The sequence below is a fragment of the Rhodococcus sp. FG69 genome, assembly GCF_057808915.1.
The window spans coordinates 38,461-57,681 of the sequence record NZ_JBMDIX010000040.1 but is presented as its reverse complement, the minus strand read 5'-3'; the positions used below and the strand labels follow the sequence as shown (position 1 = coordinate 57,681).

At 63.1% G+C, this 19,221-nt stretch carries 22 protein-coding genes; 10 read left to right on the top strand and 12 right to left on the bottom strand.

The genetic code is table 11. The features are described from left to right. Nucleotides 1-9: 9 nt before the first annotated feature. Nucleotides 10-396 carry a MerR family transcriptional regulator gene (locus ACODSO_RS24565; protein WP_489039275.1) on the bottom strand — a complete coding sequence of 129 codons (387 nt, stop codon included), beginning with the start codon at nucleotides 394-396 and terminating at the stop codon, nucleotides 10-12. Nucleotides 397-477: 81 nt separating this feature from the next. On the opposite strand from ACODSO_RS24565, the gene ACODSO_RS24560 reads away from it, so the two are divergent. From ACODSO_RS24560 to ACODSO_RS24535, 6 genes are all read left to right on the top strand, one after another. After that, nucleotides 478-840, top strand: coding sequence for a hypothetical protein (locus tag ACODSO_RS24560; RefSeq protein WP_143545508.1), 363 nt, complete (start codon nucleotides 478-480; stop codon nucleotides 838-840). Between the two features lie 722 nt (nucleotides 841-1,562). Beyond that, on the top strand, nucleotides 1,563-2,714 hold the full coding sequence (locus tag ACODSO_RS24555; protein ID WP_489039274.1) for a GGDEF domain-containing protein: 1,152 nt from the start codon (nucleotides 1,563-1,565) through the stop codon (nucleotides 2,712-2,714). A gap of 415 nt (nucleotides 2,715-3,129) precedes the next feature. Continuing rightward, entirely contained in the window at nucleotides 3,130-3,381 is a 252-nt protein-coding gene (locus tag ACODSO_RS24550; RefSeq protein WP_489039273.1) for a hypothetical protein, read from the top strand. Then, nucleotides 3,378-3,671 carry a hypothetical protein gene (locus ACODSO_RS24545; protein WP_489039272.1) on the top strand — a complete coding sequence of 98 codons (294 nt, stop codon included), beginning with the start codon at nucleotides 3,378-3,380 and terminating at the stop codon, nucleotides 3,669-3,671. Before ACODSO_RS24550 ends, ACODSO_RS24545 begins: the two co-directional genes overlap by 4 nt. Further along, nucleotides 3,668-4,306 (top strand): hypothetical protein, encoded by a 639-nt coding sequence (locus tag ACODSO_RS24540; RefSeq protein WP_489039271.1) that lies wholly within the window; start codon nucleotides 3,668-3,670, stop codon nucleotides 4,304-4,306. Before ACODSO_RS24545 ends, ACODSO_RS24540 begins: the two co-directional genes overlap by 4 nt. Nucleotides 4,307-4,682: 376 nt before the next feature. Continuing rightward, nucleotides 4,683-5,207 carry a hypothetical protein gene (locus tag ACODSO_RS24535; RefSeq protein WP_489039270.1) on the top strand — a complete coding sequence of 175 codons (525 nt, stop codon included), beginning with the start codon at nucleotides 4,683-4,685 and terminating at the stop codon, nucleotides 5,205-5,207. Nucleotides 5,208-5,372: 165 nt separating this feature from the next. Here the strand turns inward: ACODSO_RS24535 and ACODSO_RS24530 are convergent, their stop codons facing one another. Together ACODSO_RS24530 and ACODSO_RS24525 are read right to left on the bottom strand one after the other, a co-directional pair. Further along, nucleotides 5,373-5,735: a hypothetical protein gene (locus ACODSO_RS24530; RefSeq protein WP_489039269.1), complete on the bottom strand. Its 363-nt coding sequence runs from the start codon at nucleotides 5,733-5,735 to the stop codon at nucleotides 5,373-5,375. Between the two features lie 42 nt (nucleotides 5,736-5,777). After that, nucleotides 5,778-5,972, bottom strand: coding sequence for a hypothetical protein (locus tag ACODSO_RS24525; RefSeq protein ID WP_489039268.1), 195 nt, complete (start codon nucleotides 5,970-5,972; stop codon nucleotides 5,778-5,780). A 136-nt stretch (nucleotides 5,973-6,108) separates the two neighbouring features. Between ACODSO_RS24525 and ACODSO_RS24520 the strand changes: the two genes are divergently transcribed. Then, nucleotides 6,109-6,351 (top strand): hypothetical protein, encoded by a 243-nt coding sequence (locus tag ACODSO_RS24520; RefSeq protein WP_489039267.1) that lies wholly within the window; start codon nucleotides 6,109-6,111, stop codon nucleotides 6,349-6,351. Between the two features lie 243 nt (nucleotides 6,352-6,594). Here the strand turns inward: ACODSO_RS24520 and ACODSO_RS24515 are convergent, their stop codons facing one another. The 4 genes from ACODSO_RS24515 to pgfA all read right to left on the bottom strand — a co-directional run bounded on the left by ACODSO_RS24515 (nucleotide 6,595) and on the right by pgfA (nucleotide 11,152). Further along, complete coding sequence (locus ACODSO_RS24515) at nucleotides 6,595-8,424, bottom strand: hypothetical protein (protein WP_489039266.1); 1,830 nt, start codon at nucleotides 8,422-8,424, stop codon at nucleotides 6,595-6,597. 227 nt (nucleotides 8,425-8,651) lie between these two features. Next, nucleotides 8,652-8,864, bottom strand: coding sequence for a hypothetical protein (locus ACODSO_RS24510; RefSeq protein ID WP_094728925.1), 213 nt, complete (start codon nucleotides 8,862-8,864; stop codon nucleotides 8,652-8,654). 115 nt (nucleotides 8,865-8,979) lie between these two features. After that, complete coding sequence (locus ACODSO_RS24505; RefSeq protein WP_489039265.1) at nucleotides 8,980-10,119, bottom strand: acyl-CoA dehydrogenase family protein; 1,140 nt, start codon at nucleotides 10,117-10,119, stop codon at nucleotides 8,980-8,982. Then, on the bottom strand, nucleotides 10,112-11,152 hold the full coding sequence (gene pgfA / locus ACODSO_RS24500) for a cell envelope lipid trafficking protein PgfA (RefSeq protein ID WP_489039264.1): 1,041 nt from the start codon (nucleotides 11,150-11,152) through the stop codon (nucleotides 10,112-10,114). The genes ACODSO_RS24505 and pgfA overlap by 8 nt, the downstream gene beginning before the upstream one ends. A 72-nt stretch (nucleotides 11,153-11,224) precedes the next feature. Here pgfA and ACODSO_RS24495 point away from each other — a divergent pair, with 72 nt between their 5' ends. Further along, the gene (locus ACODSO_RS24495) at nucleotides 11,225-11,824 is read left to right on the top strand and encodes a methyltransferase family protein (protein ID WP_094731880.1); all 600 of its coding nucleotides are present in this window, start codon (nucleotides 11,225-11,227) and stop codon (nucleotides 11,822-11,824) included. On the opposite strand, the gene ACODSO_RS24490 is transcribed toward ACODSO_RS24495, so the two are convergent. The 5 genes from ACODSO_RS24490 to ACODSO_RS24470 all read right to left on the bottom strand — a co-directional run bounded on the left by ACODSO_RS24490 (nucleotide 11,814) and on the right by ACODSO_RS24470 (nucleotide 15,300). Further along, nucleotides 11,814-12,662 (bottom strand): hypothetical protein, encoded by an 849-nt coding sequence (locus ACODSO_RS24490; protein ID WP_489039263.1) that lies wholly within the window; start codon nucleotides 12,660-12,662, stop codon nucleotides 11,814-11,816. The two genes, ACODSO_RS24495 and ACODSO_RS24490, sit on opposite strands and share 11 nt — an antisense overlap. A 92-nt stretch (nucleotides 12,663-12,754) precedes the next feature. Continuing rightward, nucleotides 12,755-13,366 carry a hypothetical protein gene (locus ACODSO_RS24485; protein ID WP_094731878.1) on the bottom strand — a complete coding sequence of 204 codons (612 nt, stop codon included), beginning with the start codon at nucleotides 13,364-13,366 and terminating at the stop codon, nucleotides 12,755-12,757. Then, nucleotides 13,366-13,674, bottom strand: a complete 309-nt coding sequence (locus ACODSO_RS24480; RefSeq protein WP_489039262.1) for a hypothetical protein — start codon at nucleotides 13,672-13,674, stop codon at nucleotides 13,366-13,368. The genes ACODSO_RS24485 and ACODSO_RS24480 overlap by 1 nt, the downstream gene beginning before the upstream one ends. 242 nt (nucleotides 13,675-13,916) lie before the next feature. Beyond that, nucleotides 13,917-14,594 carry a helix-turn-helix domain-containing protein gene (locus ACODSO_RS24475; RefSeq protein ID WP_489039261.1) on the bottom strand — a complete coding sequence of 226 codons (678 nt, stop codon included), beginning with the start codon at nucleotides 14,592-14,594 and terminating at the stop codon, nucleotides 13,917-13,919. 259 nt (nucleotides 14,595-14,853) lie between these two features. Next, a complete protein-coding gene (locus tag ACODSO_RS24470; RefSeq protein ID WP_306437382.1) occupies nucleotides 14,854-15,300 on the bottom strand; it encodes a helix-turn-helix domain-containing protein in 447 nt (148 codons plus the stop codon). Nucleotides 15,301-16,280: 980 nt separating this feature from the next. Between ACODSO_RS24470 and ACODSO_RS24465 the strand changes: the two genes are divergently transcribed. Together ACODSO_RS24465 and ACODSO_RS24460 are read left to right on the top strand one after the other, a co-directional pair. Continuing rightward, nucleotides 16,281-17,831: a cutinase family protein gene (locus tag ACODSO_RS24465; protein ID WP_489039260.1), complete on the top strand. Its 1,551-nt coding sequence runs from the start codon at nucleotides 16,281-16,283 to the stop codon at nucleotides 17,829-17,831. 26 nt (nucleotides 17,832-17,857) lie between these two features. Next, nucleotides 17,858-19,096: an insoluble domain protein gene (locus tag ACODSO_RS24460; protein WP_489039259.1), complete on the top strand. Its 1,239-nt coding sequence runs from the start codon at nucleotides 17,858-17,860 to the stop codon at nucleotides 19,094-19,096. Nucleotides 19,097-19,221 lie beyond the last annotated feature (125 nt).

Here is a 19,221-nt window from a genome sequence, read left to right as displayed (position 1 = left end):
GAAAACCAATTAGCTATCGCATAGACGCTGGACTGCTATCGGGGGCCCAACCAGGGTCAGTGCGTCGGTCAAACTGTCTCGTAGAGCGGTCAACTGTGAGATCGACTCGTTCGCATGCGCGATATGAGACTCGATCGCAGGGGCGAGTTCGGCCTTGACCGCGGCGCACGAGTCCTTCTCCCAGACCCGCAGAAGCAGCTTGATCTCCGGCAGCGACAGATTCAGGCTTTTGGCGGCGGTGATGAACGATAGTCGTTGCTGTGCGCGGTCGTCGTAGACGCGATATCCGTTGGGCGTCCGCTCGGCTGGGAGTAAGCCCTCGCTTTCGTAGAACCGGAGCGTGGTCGCCGGCACTCCAGTCACCGACGACAGCTGTGAAATGCGCAGATCGGACATGCGTTGAGGATAAACCTTCGAGTCGAGTGGAAGGTCAAATGCTTGACCTTCCACCCAGGTGCAGGCCCTAGCGTGGTGTCCATGCTTCCTGAGACGTCGACATCGACTGGTCACGCTGTCAGCCCGATCGCCGCGCCGGGGCGCGTGATGCGGGCGCCGCCGGCCTGCACTCTCGCCGCGGCGGATCAACCGCACAGGATCGAGGTATGGGCCTCGATCCTCGATCACGCCACCGCTAGTCACCCGATCGACGACGGTATCGAGTTCGCATTTCCTCCCGGACCCGCGTTCGTCGAGCTACTCAACGGCGCCATAGCCTCCGAGCTCGCGTGCTGCTCGTTCTTCTCGTTCGATCTCACCACGGCTGCGACGGCAACGACGATGACTGTTCGAGCCCCTGGCCACGACCGAGAAGTGGTGACGGACTTGTTCGGCTCGGCGTGAGCATCAACAGTGCTCGACGTGACCGGTAGCGAGTGCCCCACCTGGTCATCTCTGTGAGGACCGGGATCGCGCAGAGCGAATAACCAAACTACAACCTGACATAATCTAGCTTATCGGCAATGAATGTCATTATTATTACGGGGTAGACTGTTGCATTCGAATACGATTGATTGGCATTGGCATAGTTCGTCATGCAAGCTCAAACTGCAACGGCCTGTGCAGCCGGTTTGGGCGCATGAGTTGGCGAGACCCGGAAAGCCGTTGCATCACTATGGATTCGACCTTCCTTCACCCAGCGCTTCAGCCGTCGAGATAGCGCAGACCAATCGTCGACTTCACTAGCGCACAGCCCGTTTTGTCACTGTGACAAAACGGGCACGCATACCCCCGGTGTGGACGTGAGCCCGTCAGGTTTTCTCGATGTTGGGTACGTCAAGAAAGCTTGACGTTTCAACGTCTGGCGATGGGAGGTCAGGACGGTGCTCCCGCGCTGGGTTCACATCTCCTGACGTGCACCGACTGCGAGCAGCCGGTGGCGTACACGCGCTCGCCACCTATCGACGACTACTTGGTATCGGACGCCGAAACGTTCTCCCGTGCACAGCCGATAGGAAGAAGTTGAATACTCAACGGAACAGAGGCGCCTGACGATGACTGTGCACCATGCCCAACCCCTTGTCCCACGTTCCGCATCGAGTCGGCGGTGGGACACTCGCACAGCTATGGTCATCGCCAGTGCCTCCGGTGCTCTCCCGATGCTGGCGATCGCCCTGATCGAGCTCTCCTTTCTACGGCCCGGCGCGCTCCCGGTGCTGACGACTATCGTTGCTTTCACCGCCCTCACGGTCGCGATCGCCGTGCACGCCGGACGCCTCACCGAGGTTCAGTTCACGATCCTCGGGTCCGGTGGCATGCTGGGAGTAGCGATCTCGGCGTACCTGATCGCCGACCCGGCCGGAACACGCGCAGTGACGTCCATGCTTGCAGTGGTGCCGGCTATTGCCGCCTCTGGCTCCCCGCCCCGCGTCACCGCAGCACTGACTACAGCATCGATGGCCATGGCCACCACGCTGTCCATCGTCGCCATGAAATCCTCCGGCATAGCCGTCACGATCATCGCGGTCGGCGCGGCCGTCACCGCTGTGCTGGTCCCCGTAGCGCTGATCCTCGCACTTCGACGCTCCATCACTGCCGTCAGCCAGCGATTGGAGACACTTGCCAACACCGATTCACTGACCGGCCTACTGAACCGACGTGGACTACTCGCCGCCACTAAAAAAATGCTTCGTAAAGTTGCTGACCAGGGCGTATCCCTGACTGCCGTTGTAGTCGATGTCGATCACTTCAAGACCGTCAACGACACCTACGGACATACTGCCGGTGACCACGTGCTCGTCGCCGTCGCCCGGACACTCGAACAGGCCACAGCCCGCCCAAACCAGCCCGCATCCATCGTCGCCCGCATCGGAGGCGAAGAGTTTCTCCTCCTCGTACCCGGAGCGCATCCGACGCTCGCAACCACCATCGTCGACACAGTGCGTGCGACAAGCTACGTCACCGTCAGTGCCGGGTCTGTGACAGTCGAGATCGAGCCGGCATCTCATGGCACCGCCCGTGTCGCTCGAACCTACGACGACCGCGGCTCCGCCAACACTGAGGCTACCGGCGAAAGCCCGCTCTCCCAGGCACGTCCCGGGGTGGAGCGAGCGGTGGACTCCATGGTCCGCGCCGCCGATCGCGGGCTGTACGCAGCGAAGACAGCGGGACGCGACCGCGCCCATCACTGCGGCGCGATCCCACTCACGGATAGCACCGTCCGCGATGAGTCCGACCCGGAATCTGAACATCGTGCTGCGCCCGTGATCCGGCGCTGACGGTTCGATCAATTCCGAAATCCTCGCTCACGGTTGCGCTTCGGGTTGCCGGCGAACGGGGTGACCACTATGGCGGGCGAGATCGACTGTGCCGAGATCGACTTCGGTGTGGTGGTCGAACAACATCGGTACGTCCGTCGCTCGGCGCGTGTACGGCTACGCTCGAGTTCAACGAGTAGCACACGCCGAGCTTCGATCGGACGTTCTCGATCCTGTAGTCACAGCCTTCAAATCTCCGACTGGCATCTGCTTCCAGTTGCAGACGAACGCTCTCACGCGCCGTCATTGACGTCGACGCGATAACGGATCCGTGCCCTACCGCAGACAGCAACCACTGCGGCGCACACCGCGACTGCGCCCTGCACTCCACGGGTGCGCGCATCGACCCACCTGTGCGGTCTGTTTCAATACCGTCATGAGCACATCGGGACATCTCACACATACAGAGGCCGGTGTTGGTGACACAGTCCAAGTGCGGCGGGTAGACGGGCACGTAGTGGCCGGCACCCTCGTCGAAGACTTCGCCGACTTCGTGCTGACCGCAGACGCGGCGGGACGCAACTGGGGTACACCGCGCCGCTGGGCGGTCGCCCTCTCCGACGGCACCTTGATGTTCGCCGATGACACCGACATCGTCGCCGCTCGCCGCTCGCATCCAGAGGCGTGATCGAGCACCGATCACCGCAGCCGACAGCGGCAGGTACACCTGCCGTATCGGCGGCATCCACGTCGATGCCGAGGCGTTCTGCTACGCCGCCGACAGTGGTGCTGCTCGATACCCCCGCACTGCGAGCGGTTCTCGATGTCCTCGGCGCCGTGTCGATGTTCGCGGTCGTCTCCGCCGCAGCAGGTACCCGAGACGCCGCGCTGACCACCGCGGCAACCGCGGTCCTCGTGCTTGTCTCACGGGCCCTCCGACACCGAAACAGTGTCGCCGCGCGACACTCCGAGACGTGAGCACACTCGATACTCCGCGCCCTCAGGCCGGGACACCTCCGCGGGAGGCCCGGATGCACGATGCTGTGATCGAAGCGGCGGCCCTGCTGGTGCTCGGGCGCGGTATGAGTGCAGTGTCTATCGATGCGGTCCATGCGGCGTCCGGGATCGGCCGGGATCGTCTGCGGCGGAGATACCGGTCCAGCGCCGGACTGGTGACCGCGGTGTACATCGAAGGGCACCGCCGGGTCAGCGCCCTGTGCGAAGCTCGCCGCCACCCGCGCATGACCGCTGTCGAGACTGTGTCGGCCTGCGCGACAGCGTTACTCGAGCAGGCGGACGCAGACCCGGTGGTGCGTGCGCTGCATGCTCTCGAAATGAGCAACCTCGCAGCCGATACCGGACTGCCGAGCATCTATCGGGTGTTGACCGCCTGGATGACCGACACGCTCACACCGCGCCCGGATTGTTCTGCCGCGGAGCGAGCGCGGATCGGTGAGATCGTCTCGGTGGTGGTGGCGGCAATTGCGGGTATGTGCGCACTACGAACAGGGCACGGCATGCCTGCGAATGCGGCAACCCGGGCACGGCCGCTGGCTCTGACCGCTCTACTCTCGGAGTTCGACAATCCTCATCGGCGAGCTGGCACTAGCTGAACAGCCGCCGTGCGCACCCACCGAAAACCGAGAATTTGATCGACGACGCGTGCCCGAACCACAGTGCACCGTCGCAGCATCGCATCCGCAGGTCCGATCATGCCCAAAGTTCTTGGGCACCGCTTCCTGAACTCGTTGAAGTGCAGTTATTTTCGCGCCGCATCCACGTGTGCGGATGACCCGTCCGGCTACATGGGAGTCCACGGATCGAGGTGTGTCCGTGAACGCGCCGGCCTCTACATAAGCATCGCTGATGCAACGAGGATTCAACCGGTTTCCGCCTCACTCGGCTGCGTTCGGTTCGAAAAATCCCTTTCGGTCTTTTTTGCTGCAGACTGACAACTCGGACATAGTTCACTCGACGACAAGGATTGCGATGAAATCGATCAACCGCGTAGTACTCGGCGCTTTCCTCTGCGCCCCAGCACTGTTGGCCTTCCCCGCAGCAGCCTCAGCGGCAGGACCGTCGGATGTGACCTACGCGTTCGCAGTCGACGGATCGACGGTGACCAACACGATCACCAACAATTCCGGAAACACCTTGACCTGCGCCACATCACTGGCTCCCGCACCGGGTGGAGTCCTACCTCCGGTGTGGGAAGTCATCGGACCGGGACAGACGTTGTACTCCACCGACCCCGCCGGCCAGCCCGGAGTCAGCACCCAATCGGTCACCGACATTCCCACCGGCACCTACGTCGCGTTGGCAACGTGCGGCACCGAGAACGTCGACCCCGCAACCCTCTGGATCTCCGACTATCCAGGCCTGAGCGAGGTGCTGGCTACCGTGCCGTGGACCGCGTACACCGCGGCGCAGGCATCGCCCATCGTCACGATCGGAGAGTCCGTCCCGGTCTTGCCGGACCTCGGTTCACTGCCGGGCACAGGTAGCGCTGGCTGAGGACCGCCGTAATCTTCTGAGCCTCACCCGTAATCCCCCGGGGGGTGTGGTCCGCCGCCGTCTGAGGGGGCAGACCACGCCTCCCTCTCAGACGGTTGAGCGCCCCTCTCCACACATAGTTCGATGCACCAAGTCCCGAACGGTTCCTGCACCCGCCGGACGCCCTTAGAAGATCGCGAGTTGGTTGTCATCGACACGCCGGCGCGCCGTCCGTGCACGCGCTGTGGGCTTCACTGCAGGCTCGGGGTCGGGCACCGACGGGATCGGCCCCTGCTGTAGATCGATTCCTGCTCGGCTGGCGAGCACAGCGCGGATGTAGAGCCGCCGGGCGTGATGCTGTCGTCCGGTATCGCTGCCGCGATCCAGCCACTGTTCCCGCCACGCCGAGGTCCCGGCGTCGGGGACGGTGAGAGCGCGATCGGTCAGCCGGTCGAGGAGCACGTCGAGTTTCTCGGCGAGGGTGTGGGCGAGCTCGTCGAGGACGCGCTCGGAAACGCCGGCCACTCCCGCAGTCTCGCTTTCGCGCATGCCCCGCACAGTAGACCGCGGCACCGACACGAAACCCCGAACTCATCTCTTCTGTGCGTCCTGCCCGCACTGCGGCCGGGTCCAGAGTGGGACCGGGCTCGACGCCGGGGCGGTGCGCGGATCGGGGCGCGCGCTCGCCGGCTCCTCCTTGTGGGTCATCGACAGCACGATCGCGGCAGCGGTGTCACGGACGATCTCGTGCGGCAGGGGCGGGCCGAGCACTGTTCGGATCCTCATACCCTCGAGTATCAGGTGCCCCACTGACACAGTTCGACGACCGGAACGCATCTCCGCCCCAGCCTTCGGTGAGCGGATCGTGTGATCGGCGCTACTCGGTGGAACCGATCCGCTCTCGGCTGCGTCCAAGTCTTACGTGGAACAAGACCCGGAGTACCGCCAGGCAGTGCTCGACGAGGGCTACGACCCCGATGACCCTCACACCCGCCGGGCGATCGCGGGCGTTGGGGCGCTGCTGCGCGAGGTTGGGTTCGCCGAACGCACGGCACACCACGAGATCGACGACACCAGCGCGCCGCGTGCCCCGGGTTCGACCGATGCCCCAGGTGCGCGCACACGCCGCGAAGTCGAACGAGAGACAGCGTGGGCGCGGACGTGAAAGTGTCACTGTCGAATCCTGATCCGGTTGCAGTGCACCGGGAACCGCAGGGCCGAGATGGCAGGAGGGACGGAGTCCACATCAACGCGCTGTTGGTGCGTACGCGTGCCCAGCCGCCGAACGCGCGGGTTCACACGTACGGGCTCTGGGTTGAGCCGCTGATCCCGACGACTGGGCATCGATTGGAACGGCCTGCAGCAAGCGAGGCGCCGGCGCGGGTCGTGTAACGGTTCTCGTGCCTCGTTAGAACGGATCGGGTGGGCCGGTGTTCAGCACCGCGGCGATGTACTCCGGTTCCGGTGTATCGGCGTGGTGGCCAACGTCTGGGACGGTGAACAGTGCCAAGTCCGGTTCCGGCGGTGTCCGGGCCTCCTCGCGGGCAGCGAGCCATTCCCGCCAGACGATGCGTTCGGCGCGGTGGCGCACGATTCGGGCGCGGACCGCTGTGGTGAGACCGTGTCGGAGGCCGATGTCATCGAGTTCGACCGGCCCGATGCTCACCTGGGTGTTTTCGACCGTCAGTAAACCTGCGACACGTAGGTCCAGGAGCGCTTCGTAGCCGCTGGTTCGCCCGATCCCGACAGCGGTGAACAGTGTTTCCGGTGTCATCGGTTCCGGTGTTGCTGTCACGGCGTCGTAGAGGACGCGGTGGCGCCATCCGATCACGCTCCACGCCGGGTGTACCGACTCGACCTCCGCCGCCCTCCCGACAGCCTCAGCATGCGGGGCCGTCGACACCGCTCGTCCCGCCGGAGTGGGAACAAGGGCGTACCGATCAGGGTTCTGCCCGACACCACGCTCGATCAACAACAGCGGAGACCCTTCCATCTCGCGCAGTCGTTCGAGTACGGACCACACGGTCGATTCGGGCAGCATCCCCGCAGCGATCGACAGGGACCGTCCACCCACTCCGACTGTGGGTACCCCTTCGATGATCTGGCCCGACACCGCTGCAGTCCACGCCAAGGCCTGGACAACTGCGTGAGTGGTCCAACGATCGCGGCGGTGAGAGAACTCGGATGTAACCCAGGTTTGCGCGTGGGTAAGCCATAAACGAAGAACCGGATCGTAGGTCCCCCCTGTGTGCTTTTGCTTGTGCCCGGTATCCCGAACTTGATCAGGGAGGGCCGACGCGGCCCAGTCGAGGGCGCGGGCGGCGTCGCGGCGGATGGCGCGCGCCGGTTCGGCGTATCGGGCGTAGGCGGCGCGGACGCCGGCCCATTGGGGCGCCGCCGTGCGGGTGAGGATGTCGGCGGCACTGGCGCCGGCCAGTACCGCGTGGGTGATGACCGATTGCCGCGCTTCCGAGCGTGACGGCCAGCGGCTGGTGTCCAGGCGGCCGGTGGCCGCGAAATCGACGACGCTGCGTGGCGGCGGCGTCGAGCGGCAGAAACGCGGGTGCAATCGGGCGGCGTCGCCGGCGCCGAGGACGCGTTCGGTCACCGTCTCGGTGCGGATGTGCGTGTCGACCGGCGTGGTGGGTGCACGGCCTGTTCCGCCGAGGAGAGCTTCGAGCCGGGTCAGGGTGCCGGGATCGGAGCCGACGGTCAGGACGTCGAGCGCGGCGGCGGGGTCGACGTCGACGAGCTCGCGGTGACCGCCTTCTTTGCAGGACGAGCCGGGCACGGTGATGCATCCGGTCTTTTCGTTCGTCATCGGTGTGGTGTCGAGTGTGGGAAGCCGCACAGAGAGTTGGCGCAGTAGCGGTCGGACCTCGGCGGCGGAGACCGTATGGCCTGGGGCCAGCGGTATCAGGACGTGCTGTCCGCCACTGGTGGAGCGATCAACGACGGCGCGGCCGCCGCATTCGGTCAACCACGCCAGAACACGCTGCACATCGGCGACGACGGCAGCGTGACCGTGGGTTTTGGTGTCGAAGTCGAGCGCCACTACGCGAGCGCGCCCACGCAGGAACAGTGGTACAGCGGACGGGAGCGCTGGCCGCTTGACCGTCAGCGGGCCCGCTGAACCGTATTTTCGCAGGGCTGGGTCGTAGAGGCGCATCGAGTTGCGCGCCGCTAGAACCGGCGCGAAACGACGCCACAACCGGTCCGGTGTCGCGTCCGGGTACACGACACGAGCATTAAATCTTGTACCTACTTCAGGGCACGATGTACCCTGAGACATGTCCTCCAAGACAGTCCCTTCGGGGAAAAGCACCAAACACGAGTAGCGAGCTAGTCACTCGCTTCTCCGACTTCGAAAGCCCTCGGCCCGCACGCCGGGGGCTTTTGTCGTCTCGTGGTGCTGCATAGATTCAGTTGGGCGTATGACCCGAATGTCGGTTCAGGTCAAAACTGCTACGCAGTCAGGGGCAGCACCCCCTGGTCATGCGCACCGTTGAGCTCGCGCGCCAAATCTTCACGGTCGCTGGCGATCGCGATGAGATCGGCAACGTATTGACTGAGAGATGTCGCGCCAGCCGAACTTCGCTGTGCTTTGAGCGTGTCAATGAGCTCTGACGGGAGCCGGACAGTCAGCGACGTCCGGTCACCCTTACTGGGCATCGGCATGGCATGGCCTCCTTCGTCTACGTCTTCGGTCCCAACCGATGTCCATCCTGAACCAGAATCAATTTCGCGCTGCCGTGACACGCCGACAACAGGCCTAGAAATTACATCCATGTCACTAACTCACCGCGTCCTCGTCTGACCTCGCTTGTCCGGAACGAGCGGGCAGAGGCGACTGGGGCCGCTGATGGTCTAATACGCCAGCCAATACTTGAGCCCTCATCTCGGCCGTAGTAGCGCAAACAAGCGAGAAATTCGCCTCGCGGGCGGTGCGTTCTGCCAACTCTCCGCGTTGCACGGCTCGACTACCAGTAATTGCCGTGTAATAGATCGAGGCATCGACGGCGAAGCGACAGGCATCCGCACGCGCGCCGTGGATGTCAGCAGTCGAGTCGCTAACAGCGTGGTCCAATGAGTTCTTAACTGCAGTGAACTTGTTGGCCATTGTCTGACTGCTGTGCCCAGACGCGTCCAGAGCCGTCAGGCTTCGACTGGCTAGTCCCAACGCGAGCGAACCATTGATACGGACAATCGCTCTGTCAAGCATTGACATGGTTCCATGCCTGCTCCGACGTCGTCGCGCGACATGCATTACATCGGCTGCGTCGACGCGATAACCGTCGAAATCCAATGCGACAGTGCGAGAAGCGTTGGCGGCCGATAAATCTAGTTGTGTCGAGGACATGCCGGAGTTATCAGATGCGGACGCAAGGAACGTCACCGTCTCATCGTTTGCCTCGTCGTAGGCAGAGACCCCCAAGACGTCGACGAAACCCCACCCGGTTACGAATGGCGCCGAACCTTCGATCGAGTAACCGCCAGAGGTCCGGTGAGCTTGGACCAAAGGACGCTGGGGTGCAGCGTAACCCTCGCCCGACACTCCCGCGCGAACCAAGCCCATTTGCAAACCGGCTAGGTACCGCTCTTTGAGCGGTTGATTACGCGACGTCGCGAGTCTGAGCAGGGTTCCATGGTGCTGGGCCCAAACGAACGCCGTTGACAGACAACCGCTTACCAGAATTTCTCCCACTGCAGACAGCGCCTGTAAGGGGTTGTCACTGGCGAGAGCGACTCCATAGAATCCTCTATTAGCGAGTTCGTCGAAATGGGTAATCGGAACTTTGGCGGTTCGATCCACTTGTTCTGCAACCGGTTCCAAAACCTGGGCGCTAAACTCCCTTGCCTCATGGATCCAATCGATCGCGTTGGCTGCTTGTTTGCCCGGTGTCGGTTGGGGACTACATGGTGTTTCACTCACCGACGTTCGCCTCCTCGTATACACGGAGCGCGCTGCTGTCGACCTCGTCCGTCGAGTCGGTATGCCCTTCTGTGCCCTTGCGCCGAAGTAACACCACTCCCGTTGTCAGCGCCACGAGACCAGTTGCCCCGAGGCTAAGTGGGCCGTAGATCTCGACCCAGTCGACGAGACGTTTGGACTCGACAGCACGCTGCACCTGTTCATCGACGGTGGCAGCGTCGAGCTCCGGCGACATTTCCACGATGGTGACCGCCGCCGGGTCGTCGGCGGTACGTCCGTAGTACTGGTGAACCGCTTGTTTCCCGAAGACGATTGCACCTGTCGTGGGCTCGACCAGCAGTTCACGGCGTGCCTTGTAGAACCGGTGCATCAGAATTTCTTCGTCCCCGTCGATACCCCAGTAAGACGCGGGAAGGCTGAGCTTGCCGCCGGTGTCGAGGGGCGCGATGTCCTGAACGAAGCGGTAGACGTCCAAGCCGTTGAGTGTGGTCTCGCCGGCGAACTCGATCTCCTGGCTACGGCGCGCTGTCGTATCGAAGTACGGATATGACTTCTGTTCGACGTGGAACGGAAACTTGAGCGAAAGTCCGTCGTGAGTAACCTGGTCCGCGGGCTGATCGACGTACTTCTGGATCGACCCGATCGGATCGTCCATCGGCATCGCCGTTCTGCGGTCTGCGGTGAATCTGTCGACGGTCGCGTTGACCGTGCCTCGTTCACCCGGCCTATCGTCCCGTTGCAGTAACACAGCGGATTGCATCGTGATCTTGTTGCGGTCGGACGGTTCTTCAACAGTGACCTGTTGCAAGACCCGAATAGGAACGTCGCGATCGATTTTCGAGACTCCCTGAATGAGAGCTTCGGTGTCGAGCAAGGTGGCGGTGCCCGTTGCGACCGTTGCAGAGTCGACGTCGAGAGGCGTCTCCACCAGCTGTGGAGCCATGTAAAAAGCCATCGTTGCTGACGACGCGGCGAGAAACGCACCGACCCCAACCAGTGTCAAGCCTTTGATCGGTCGTGTCGCCTTAGTCATGCGTTAGTCCTTGAAGTAGGTCGGTGCCTTGCGCATCCCGGTGCGGCCACTGAGTCTGAGAAGCTGTGTCGCATGATCGTCAAGAGGCTGCCCTTGTTCGTGACCAGTCGACCGGCCGCTGCGGTTTTGGCCACAGCTTTCGCGGGATTCGTGTTGTCGGAGTACAAGATGGGCAAGCAGAAGCCGCGCACGGGCTCTGTGAATCGGGACAACGGGTCCGGTAGAGCAGTTGGCCGCGGCCTTGCACTGGCGTACGGCGGAGGCCTCGTGCTCAGTGTGGCCTCGCCGGCAACCGTCGTTACGCGGCGTCCACGAATGATGTTCGTTACGGGACTGACCACTGCGGTGCTCGGGCAGGCGCTCCGGTTTGCTTCGGCGCGCGAGCTTGGGGAGTCCTTCACGTTCAAGGTCCACACACACCCCGAGCAATTGGTGGTGCAGTCGGGCCCGTACCGGTCGATTCGGCACCCCGCGTACACCGGGGCACTGATCTGCGCACTGGGTTTCTGTATCGCGTACGGTAATTGGCTTGCTCCCGTCATGGTGTCGTTTCTTGCGGGCGGATACGTCCGCCGGATCCCGTCGGAAGAGGCAGCGATGCTCGAGGGCCTAGGAGACGGGTACGCCGAGTACATGGCGAACACCAAGCGCTTGATCCCGTTCATCTTCTAGCCGCACTCGCGGACGTTGCCTTACCGTCTTCTCCGTCGACCATCTCGACCATGAGCCGGGTAGACGCGACGGAATTTCTGCTGGCACGCCAGGCAGCCCGTTTGGAGCTCGGAATCAGGGTGTCCGCAAGGATGGCATTGCTTCGGGTCGCCAAGGCCTGCCACTCATCCATGTACGCCACGATGCGGCGGTATCTCTGGACACGAGGAAGCAGGGTCGTCCAGATATACACCCACGCAACGTATCCGGCGACGAGGAGAGGCGACATGATGAGAAAAAGAGATATCTGAACGGTGTGAGCGGTATACCAGTTCTCTACACCGCGGGCAAACGCCACTAGGTAGACGATCTTGTGGACTGCGTAGAGCAGGATCATCCCGCACGCCACCGCCGCAGCGATCAGGATGCGTGCTAGTTCTCCGGTCTTGACAACCAAAGCCATGCGGACCAACAGATAGAACGGTACTGCCACGCACATAGACAGGCTTCCGAGAAAGATGACCCAATAGACGAGCATCCAGCCTTCGGCTGCAAAGGTCTGGCTGAGGTAATAGGTAGGCCTGGACGACGCAGGAGAGAGCAGGAATGAGACGACGAGACCGAGGAGTAGCGCTGAAGTGGTGGCATAGCGAGCGCTGCGCGGATAACTACGTTGGGTCGAGTGAGCCACAATTCCGACCCATTGCATTGCCGCGCAAATGGCCAGGGCCTGAGCTATCAGAACGGACACGTTCCACAGGCCCGTTGCGTCATGGATGACGGGATCAAGCTTGTCGTCCGCCAGCGAGTGAATCCTGAACATCTGTGCACCACTGAGAGCGAGCAGTAGCACAGTCATGGGGCGTGTCTGCGGCCTTCGCTTGTACAGAGGTAGGCGTTGAAGGCCGAATACCAGCAAGACTATTGGCAGTATTGCCTCGAAGAACGTGCTCACATTTGCCACCCAAAAATTGTGGCTACCCGGCGCAGGGTCTCCTTGTCTTTCGAGTCGATGCCCTCCGGGTAGAAGGGCTTACGTAGAGAGTCGGCGCGAGCGAGCATGAGTGTGCCGAGCCATTCGGCCTCCGCTTCGATGGGCTGCAGGAAGTCCGGAACTCGTGTGAAACACACTTTCGCACGCTGCTCCTGGGCAAGAGCACTGATCATTGTTCTGGGGATGGCGGGGGCCATCCTCATGAACGACTCGACCAGAATGTGCTCGGTGACAACAACATCGGCTTCGTGACCGAGGAGGATATGTGCGACTTCGTGGAGGACGCATTGTTCACGGAACAACGGATCTACATCAGCTCGGACGTAGATCACATCTACCGGAGCAGTTCGTACCCAGAAGCCGGATACTTCCCCGCTCTCGCTCAGATCGTTAGGTAGATCGAGGACCAGTATTACTCGACCGATTCTGAACCCGACCTCTGCGACGAATCGGTCAATCGACCACGGTCTCGTAAACGGAAGCTGCAGCGCGTCGAGAAAGGATCTTGCACGCAGCTCGGGGTCGTCGATCCTTCTTGCCGCAACGGCGGCGTCATGGACCGAGCCCATTATGTCGATTCGCCGGCCTCGGCCGGCGCGTGCCAAGGTTGTGTCTCGAAACGTTCGTGGGTGTCCCGGACCAGCTCACTTAGACGCTCCGCAATTGCCGGTGTCAGTTGCGGTACGCGGGTTCGTAGTGCGAATACCGTCGCCTGCGACTGTCGCACGTTATCGAAGTAGTCGAGCTGAGCGTTGTAGTCCATCTGCTGCGCAACGGTGCCGACCAGGTAAGTTACCGGTGCTTCGAAAAAAGTGGCCACCGCCTCGAGCACGTCTTGATCGGGGCTGTCGACTGCCTGACTGCGGAGCGCCCTCATTTGCTCAACACTGACTGTGCGTCCGACGTTCTTGCTTACAAATGCCGCGACCTGTGGGTCCAGCTCATCGGGTGTCCCCAGATGTCGAAAGCCCTCGAACAGCCTGCCGATTCGATTGTGTAGCGGTAGCTGGCTGTCCATCGTGATCTGTTCCTTCCGAACGTTCTCTCCCCGCGGAGCACTGCGGGACGCGTGGTCCCGAGCAAGCACCCTTTCCCATTTCCTTCGCAACTTCAACTGCCTCACTCGCGCTCTGCCCATCGGTCCCTGAACCTGGCGTCCATCTCTTCGTCGATTTCGTCGCGCCTTCCGGCCAACCAGCGGCGGTAGAGCTGTTCCTCGTGTTCGACCGGGTCGTAGTCGACAGTGGGTTTGTCGAGGAGAGGGCCAAAGGCCATCTCCGCCATCGGAGCAAGGGTCTTTCCAGGGCCTCCACTTCGCTCTAAAACTGCAGTGGCATAGCGACCGGCGACCCGGGATACGAAGGCGTTGAACCCTGCAATGACGTGGTCGAGCTCATCGAGCGGGGGGTCAGCGCCGCGACAACTTTCGTGCACGGCGTTGAGCTGCCTGTGCAGCCCCAACAGATTGTTGACTTCGTCGAGCGGAAGCACGATCGCGTCGGGCTCCGTGCTGGGAACTCTCAATCCCGAGTTGCGATTCGACAGGCTCTCCAGCGGGACGGGATCGCCGCCGGCAAGGACGTCGGCCGCGCTCCCTCTGCTCCACCGCAGACCTTGGTCGAGTTTCCTGAGCACGGCCGGACTGGGTGCCCGACCCAGAGTGTCGTTTTCGATATTGCCGAGTGTGGTGTCCGATGGTCCACCGGCATCACGTACCTCGAACCTGGTCAGGGCGAGCCTTGCCCGGCGCGCTGCCACTACCTTCCCGAAACGGGCCAGGTCGTCTGTCTCCTGCATTGCTGCATCCTAGGTCTGATAAGCAAAATTATCGCAATTTGAAGAACAATATAGCGGTTCAGTGCAATATCGGCTCATACGAACCGCAATATCGCCACACACGGGGCTATATTGCAATTATTTTGCTTCTGAGTTGCTCTGGCTTCGATTGCGGGTACATACTGCACCCATGTCGTCGCTAGCCGCGTCACCCTCACCGTTGCGGCGGCCCAGGACGTCGACCCAGGCAAATCCCCCGTTCAGAAGCGGGCGAGTTTCGTCATGCCTGCACGCCGGCCGGACGGTCTCGCGCACGCTCATAACTGCGAATGAGCTCGTAGATCTCGATCCCGAGCGCCGAAGCGAGGCGGCGAGCGTTCTCGTCGGTCAGCTTTACTTCACCACGCTCGATCCGGGCGATCATCGACGTGCTTATGCCCACCTGCTGGCCGAGTTGCGGCTGAGTGAGCCCAAGAAGGACTCGCCAATCGCCGGGGAACCGCTGATCCCGAGGCACGTCCACAAGCTCACTAATAGGCAGGCTCAGGGTCTTCGCAACGAGGGCCAGTGTGTCGACCTGAGGACTTCGCGTGCCGGTCTCCCATTGCTGGACGGTGGCACCTCCGAGCCCGGCTTTTCGAGCGAGGTCCGCTCGGCTCATGCCCTTCTGTTCCCGCAAGGACGTCAGCCGTGCCGGGTCGAATCCCCGCAAGACACGTCGACTCACTGTCGCATTCCGTTCATTGCTAGACACCATGCCGCACCTCCACTAAGGTCTAATCTGTGCATGACCTTAAACGATGCAAATGTCGTGACAGGCAGGATCGGCACGATGCCTTCGAAGACGGGCGATTTCCCTCCTCAGTCGCAAACATGGAGGTGGCGACACCCCTGATCGACGAGGGGTAGCAACAAAATAAGAGAACCCCGGGCGCGCATCTGATTGGCGTCCGAACGCCCCCGGGGTCCCGCATCTGCGAATGACAACTGCGCTTAACGCACAACGCCCGCAGGCTTCCCAGCCTAGGGCGCGCACTCGCAGTCCGAACGACTGGAGCACACATGACATCGATTCTGAAACCAAAGCCGTTACGAACTTGGCCTCTCGCTTCCCTGCCGCCATACGGCGAACCGAGCACCGGTCTGTGCACCGCACTGACGCCGGTCGACGTAATCGGCCCCGTTGCATGTTCGCTTGCAAACAGCAACCCGACCAAAGCCACAGGGGAAGTTGATTAGTCGACCGGCGAGGTCGTGACCGAATGGGCGAGCATTTGACGTTCGCCATATCAGGCGCATCACCATCTCGCGCAGGTCGCCTGAGACCGGCAACAGCTTGAATCCGGCACTTGCCCAACACCTGTCGGGTTCAGTACGTGATCGATCACCCCAACGCCCGGGGTGATCGGCAACGCTTCCTCATCATGTGCCGAAAACGCGACCCCGCCGGGGCATCCACCGACTTCTCGACCTTGGCTGGCAGAAAGGGATTCCGTTGCTCTGGCTCTTCTCGCAGCACTGGTTCTGATCGACCTCTTCGGCTGCCCCTTCGGGCGGGGTGACGCTCCATCAGGGCCCACTCGCCTTCTACCCCCTCAACATCGCCACCTGACACCCATCATCTTGACAGGAGCCGAAATATTGTCCGCCAGAGATCGTTTCAGATCCATCGGCGTTGGAGTCGCCGTCGTGGGGTGCGCGCTGTCGGTGACCGCCACGCAATCCCTCGCACTTCCGCACACAGCGTCAGCCAGCCCGGAGCAGCCGTGGCTCGATGACTTGGCCACTGACTGCCCAGCACTGTTCACCCTCGCCGTACAGGGCACGGGTGAATCGTCGCCGGATGCACCGATCAAAGCTGACACCGGCATGCTCGGAACTGTTCTGGGGCCTGCTCTCGATGCTGCCCGTGTCCTCGGATCGTCGCTGGACCGGGCGTACGTTCCGTATCCGGCTGCGTTCGGTGGTGCGGTTCCCGGCGGAAAGCAGCCCTACACACTATCGGTAGAGGAAGCTGCCTCCAATCTCGAAGCCGCCGCCGAGAAGGTGATATCCGATTGCCCTGTAACGAAACTGGCGATCGTTGGTTACAGCCAGGGCGCGCACGCGGCCTCGAAATTTCTCGAAGCTGTCGGCGCTGGTACTGGGGCGGTGCCGGCCGACCGAATCGCGGCCGCTGCCTTGTTCGGATCCCCGACTCGTGCGGCCGGGTCCCCGGTCTTTCCCGGCAGCAGCAACGACACCCCGGCGTCGGCCCCAGGATCCTCCGGTGACCACGTCGCCGCCCTTCCGCCTGTGTCGGCACCGGCGCCGGCCGGGGCCGGAATCGGCCCGACCAGTGACGTCGCCACCAGTTTCGGATCACTCTCGGGCCGGGTGGCGTCCTTCTGCCAAACAGGCGACCTAACCTGCGACGCACCGGCCAACGCTCCCATCGCACGCGCAGTGACCAACGTCGCCGGTCAAGTCGAGGTCGGCGGCGATCCCTTCCGCGCAGTGCAGTCCATCGGCCTCGCGTTGGCCTCGACGTCGTTCGGTGTCGCCGTCGATGTCGTCAACGAGGACATCTCCGTGCCGAAGAACTCGCTCGAGAACCTGTCCATCACGCCGAAGAAGACACTCTCGCAACGCTTCGTCGAAGCGTCCGACCCGGCAGCGAAGCCGCCGACCGGACAGGAAGCCATCGCCGCCTTGACCAAAATCGGCCTCGTTGCGGTCAACGCTGTCGTCTCCGTCGCGAAGAAGGTCATCACTCCACAGACGATCGCGGAGGTCTCGGCCGCTGGATTGTCAAACCCGGTGGCCGCGTTCGCCGTAATCGCAGCCAAAACCGCCAAAGCCGTCATCGACCTCGTACCACCAGCGACATCGAAAAGAGTGGTGCAGCAAGCCTTCAACGTCGTCAAGAGCGAGGTCAGCGCCAACAAGGACCTGTTCGACCTCGCCGCTCTGACGTCCTACGCCAACACCATCGCCGCCCACACCGGTTACGCCTCCGCCGTGGCCACACCCCAGGGCGAGTCCGCGACACGCTTCGTCGCGGACTGGCTCGCGGCCGCCGCCGCTGATGTCGGTGACACCACCACAGCCGACCCCTCGTCGACCTCACCGACAAAGCCGACAGCAACAACCTCGGCAGTGACCACGACCCGCACCACCACACCGACCGCACCATCTATCACCAGCTCTCAATCACCCTCCACCCCAACCACGTCCGCCAGCACCACATCGCTGCCGGACTCGGCCCCCATCCAATAGCTCCACTGACTCGAAAGGTCCCTTCCATGGGTAAGCACCAGATCCCCACCCGCTCCTTGACCCGCATCGCAGCAGGAGCGACCGCAGCATCGGCAATGGCCGTCTTCTGCTACGGAACCGCAGCGGCAGCGCCGGGCGATGCACCCGCGACACAGGGCGACATCACCACCGGCGCACCGTCCACCCAAGGCCCGCTGACCTCCGACGCGCCGTCGACTCAGGGCGAGTTGACCGCACCCGCACCCGCCCCGCAGGCCGAGCGTGTGTACTGGGTTGCTCCGCCTGCCCAGTACGACCAGAGCGACTGGCAGACCTGGGACGCCTACTATGACGACGACACCACCGGGGCCTACACCGACACCGAGACGGCCGACCCCGCCCCGGCTGCTCCGGCCGTGGACGTCGAACCTGCCGCGCCGTTGGATGTGAACACCTTGCACGGCCCCGTCGCCGTCGAGGACCCCACCGTCCCGACCGCAGCTCCGGACAACATCGTCAAGGTCGGAGACTTCTACGCCGACCAGCCGAGCTGGCTCTCCGACGAGGACCGCGACCGGACCAACAACTCCACTGCCGTGATCCAGGCGCAGGTCACCGACTTCTGGCGCTCGATCGGAGTCCCCACCGACCGCGCCCAACGACTCGGTGCGTCCCAGATCGCCGCTGGCGGCGCTGGTTTGGTCACCGGCGCAGTCGCACTCGGTGGACCCGCGACCGTTGCCGGTGCACTCGGCGGCGGCACCCTCGGCGGTATCGGCGGCGCGGCCCTCGGGCTGTTGGTCCCGGTTGCTCCGGGTATTGCACCGTTGACCTCAGGTGTCGTGGGCACCGCAGGCGGCGCGGCCCTCGGAGCCGCGGTGATCGGCGCGCCCGCCACTGCACTCGGGGCAGCAACCGGTCTGGCAACTGGCCTCGCACTGGGAACCACCTACGGTGCAGGCGATCTCGGGGAACCACAGAAGATCGACCTGCCCGACTTCCCCCAGGCTGAGCCCGCCCCCGCTCCGGAGGTGGCACCGGCTGCCCCCGCAACTCCGGCCCCGCTCGCACAAACCCCTGCTCCCGCTCCGGTGGTCCAGGCGGCATCGGTGTGGACGGAGCCGACCAACCCGGTCGATACCGCCCGCGGGTTCGTCACCACCCAGATCGTCGGCGGCCCGCAGGCCCTCGACGCTGTCGATACCGCAGTGGCCGACGCCGCGCCCGCATTCGCAGCTATCGACGCCGCGATCACCGCCGCCTTCAACCCGGCTGTACCTGCCTGACCGATCCACACGACCCGCTTCGGGGGTGGGCTGCGTTCCGACCGTCCCGCACGCGGCCGGAACGCAACCCTCCCCGAAGCACCACCGACCGACAGTCCACACCATCACCGGGCTGCCGAACTATT

Coding starts and splice junctions, on each gene's coding strand:
- ACODSO_RS24565 (WP_489039275.1), bottom strand. CDS start 396: ATGTCCGATCTGCGCATTTCACAGCTGTCGTCGGTGACTGGAGTGCCG.
- ACODSO_RS24560 (WP_143545508.1), top strand. CDS start 478: ATGCTTCCTGAGACGTCGACATCGACTGGTCACGCTGTCAGCCCGATC.
- ACODSO_RS24555 (WP_489039274.1), top strand. CDS start 1,563: ATGGTCATCGCCAGTGCCTCCGGTGCTCTCCCGATGCTGGCGATCGCC.
- ACODSO_RS24550 (WP_489039273.1), top strand. CDS start 3,130: ATGAGCACATCGGGACATCTCACACATACAGAGGCCGGTGTTGGTGAC.
- ACODSO_RS24535 (WP_489039270.1), top strand. CDS start 4,683: ATGAAATCGATCAACCGCGTAGTACTCGGCGCTTTCCTCTGCGCCCCA.
- ACODSO_RS24530 (WP_489039269.1), bottom strand. CDS start 5,735: ATGCGCGAAAGCGAGACTGCGGGAGTGGCCGGCGTTTCCGAGCGCGTC.
- ACODSO_RS24525 (WP_489039268.1), bottom strand. CDS start 5,972: ATGAGGATCCGAACAGTGCTCGGCCCGCCCCTGCCGCACGAGATCGTC.
- ACODSO_RS24510 (WP_094728925.1), bottom strand. CDS start 8,864: ATGCCGATGCCCAGTAAGGGTGACCGGACGTCGCTGACTGTCCGGCTC.
- pgfA (WP_489039264.1), bottom strand. CDS start 11,152: ATGACTAAGGCGACACGACCGATCAAAGGCTTGACACTGGTTGGGGTC.
- ACODSO_RS24495 (WP_094731880.1), top strand. CDS start 11,225: ATGATCGTCAAGAGGCTGCCCTTGTTCGTGACCAGTCGACCGGCCGCT.
- ACODSO_RS24490 (WP_489039263.1), bottom strand. CDS start 12,662: ATGACTGTGCTACTGCTCGCTCTCAGTGGTGCACAGATGTTCAGGATT.
- ACODSO_RS24485 (WP_094731878.1), bottom strand. CDS start 13,366: ATGGGCTCGGTCCATGACGCCGCCGTTGCGGCAAGAAGGATCGACGAC.
- ACODSO_RS24480 (WP_489039262.1), bottom strand. CDS start 13,674: ATGAGGGCGCTCCGCAGTCAGGCAGTCGACAGCCCCGATCAAGACGTG.
- ACODSO_RS24475 (WP_489039261.1), bottom strand. CDS start 14,594: ATGCAGGAGACAGACGACCTGGCCCGTTTCGGGAAGGTAGTGGCAGCG.
- ACODSO_RS24460 (WP_489039259.1), top strand. CDS start 17,858: ATGGGTAAGCACCAGATCCCCACCCGCTCCTTGACCCGCATCGCAGCA.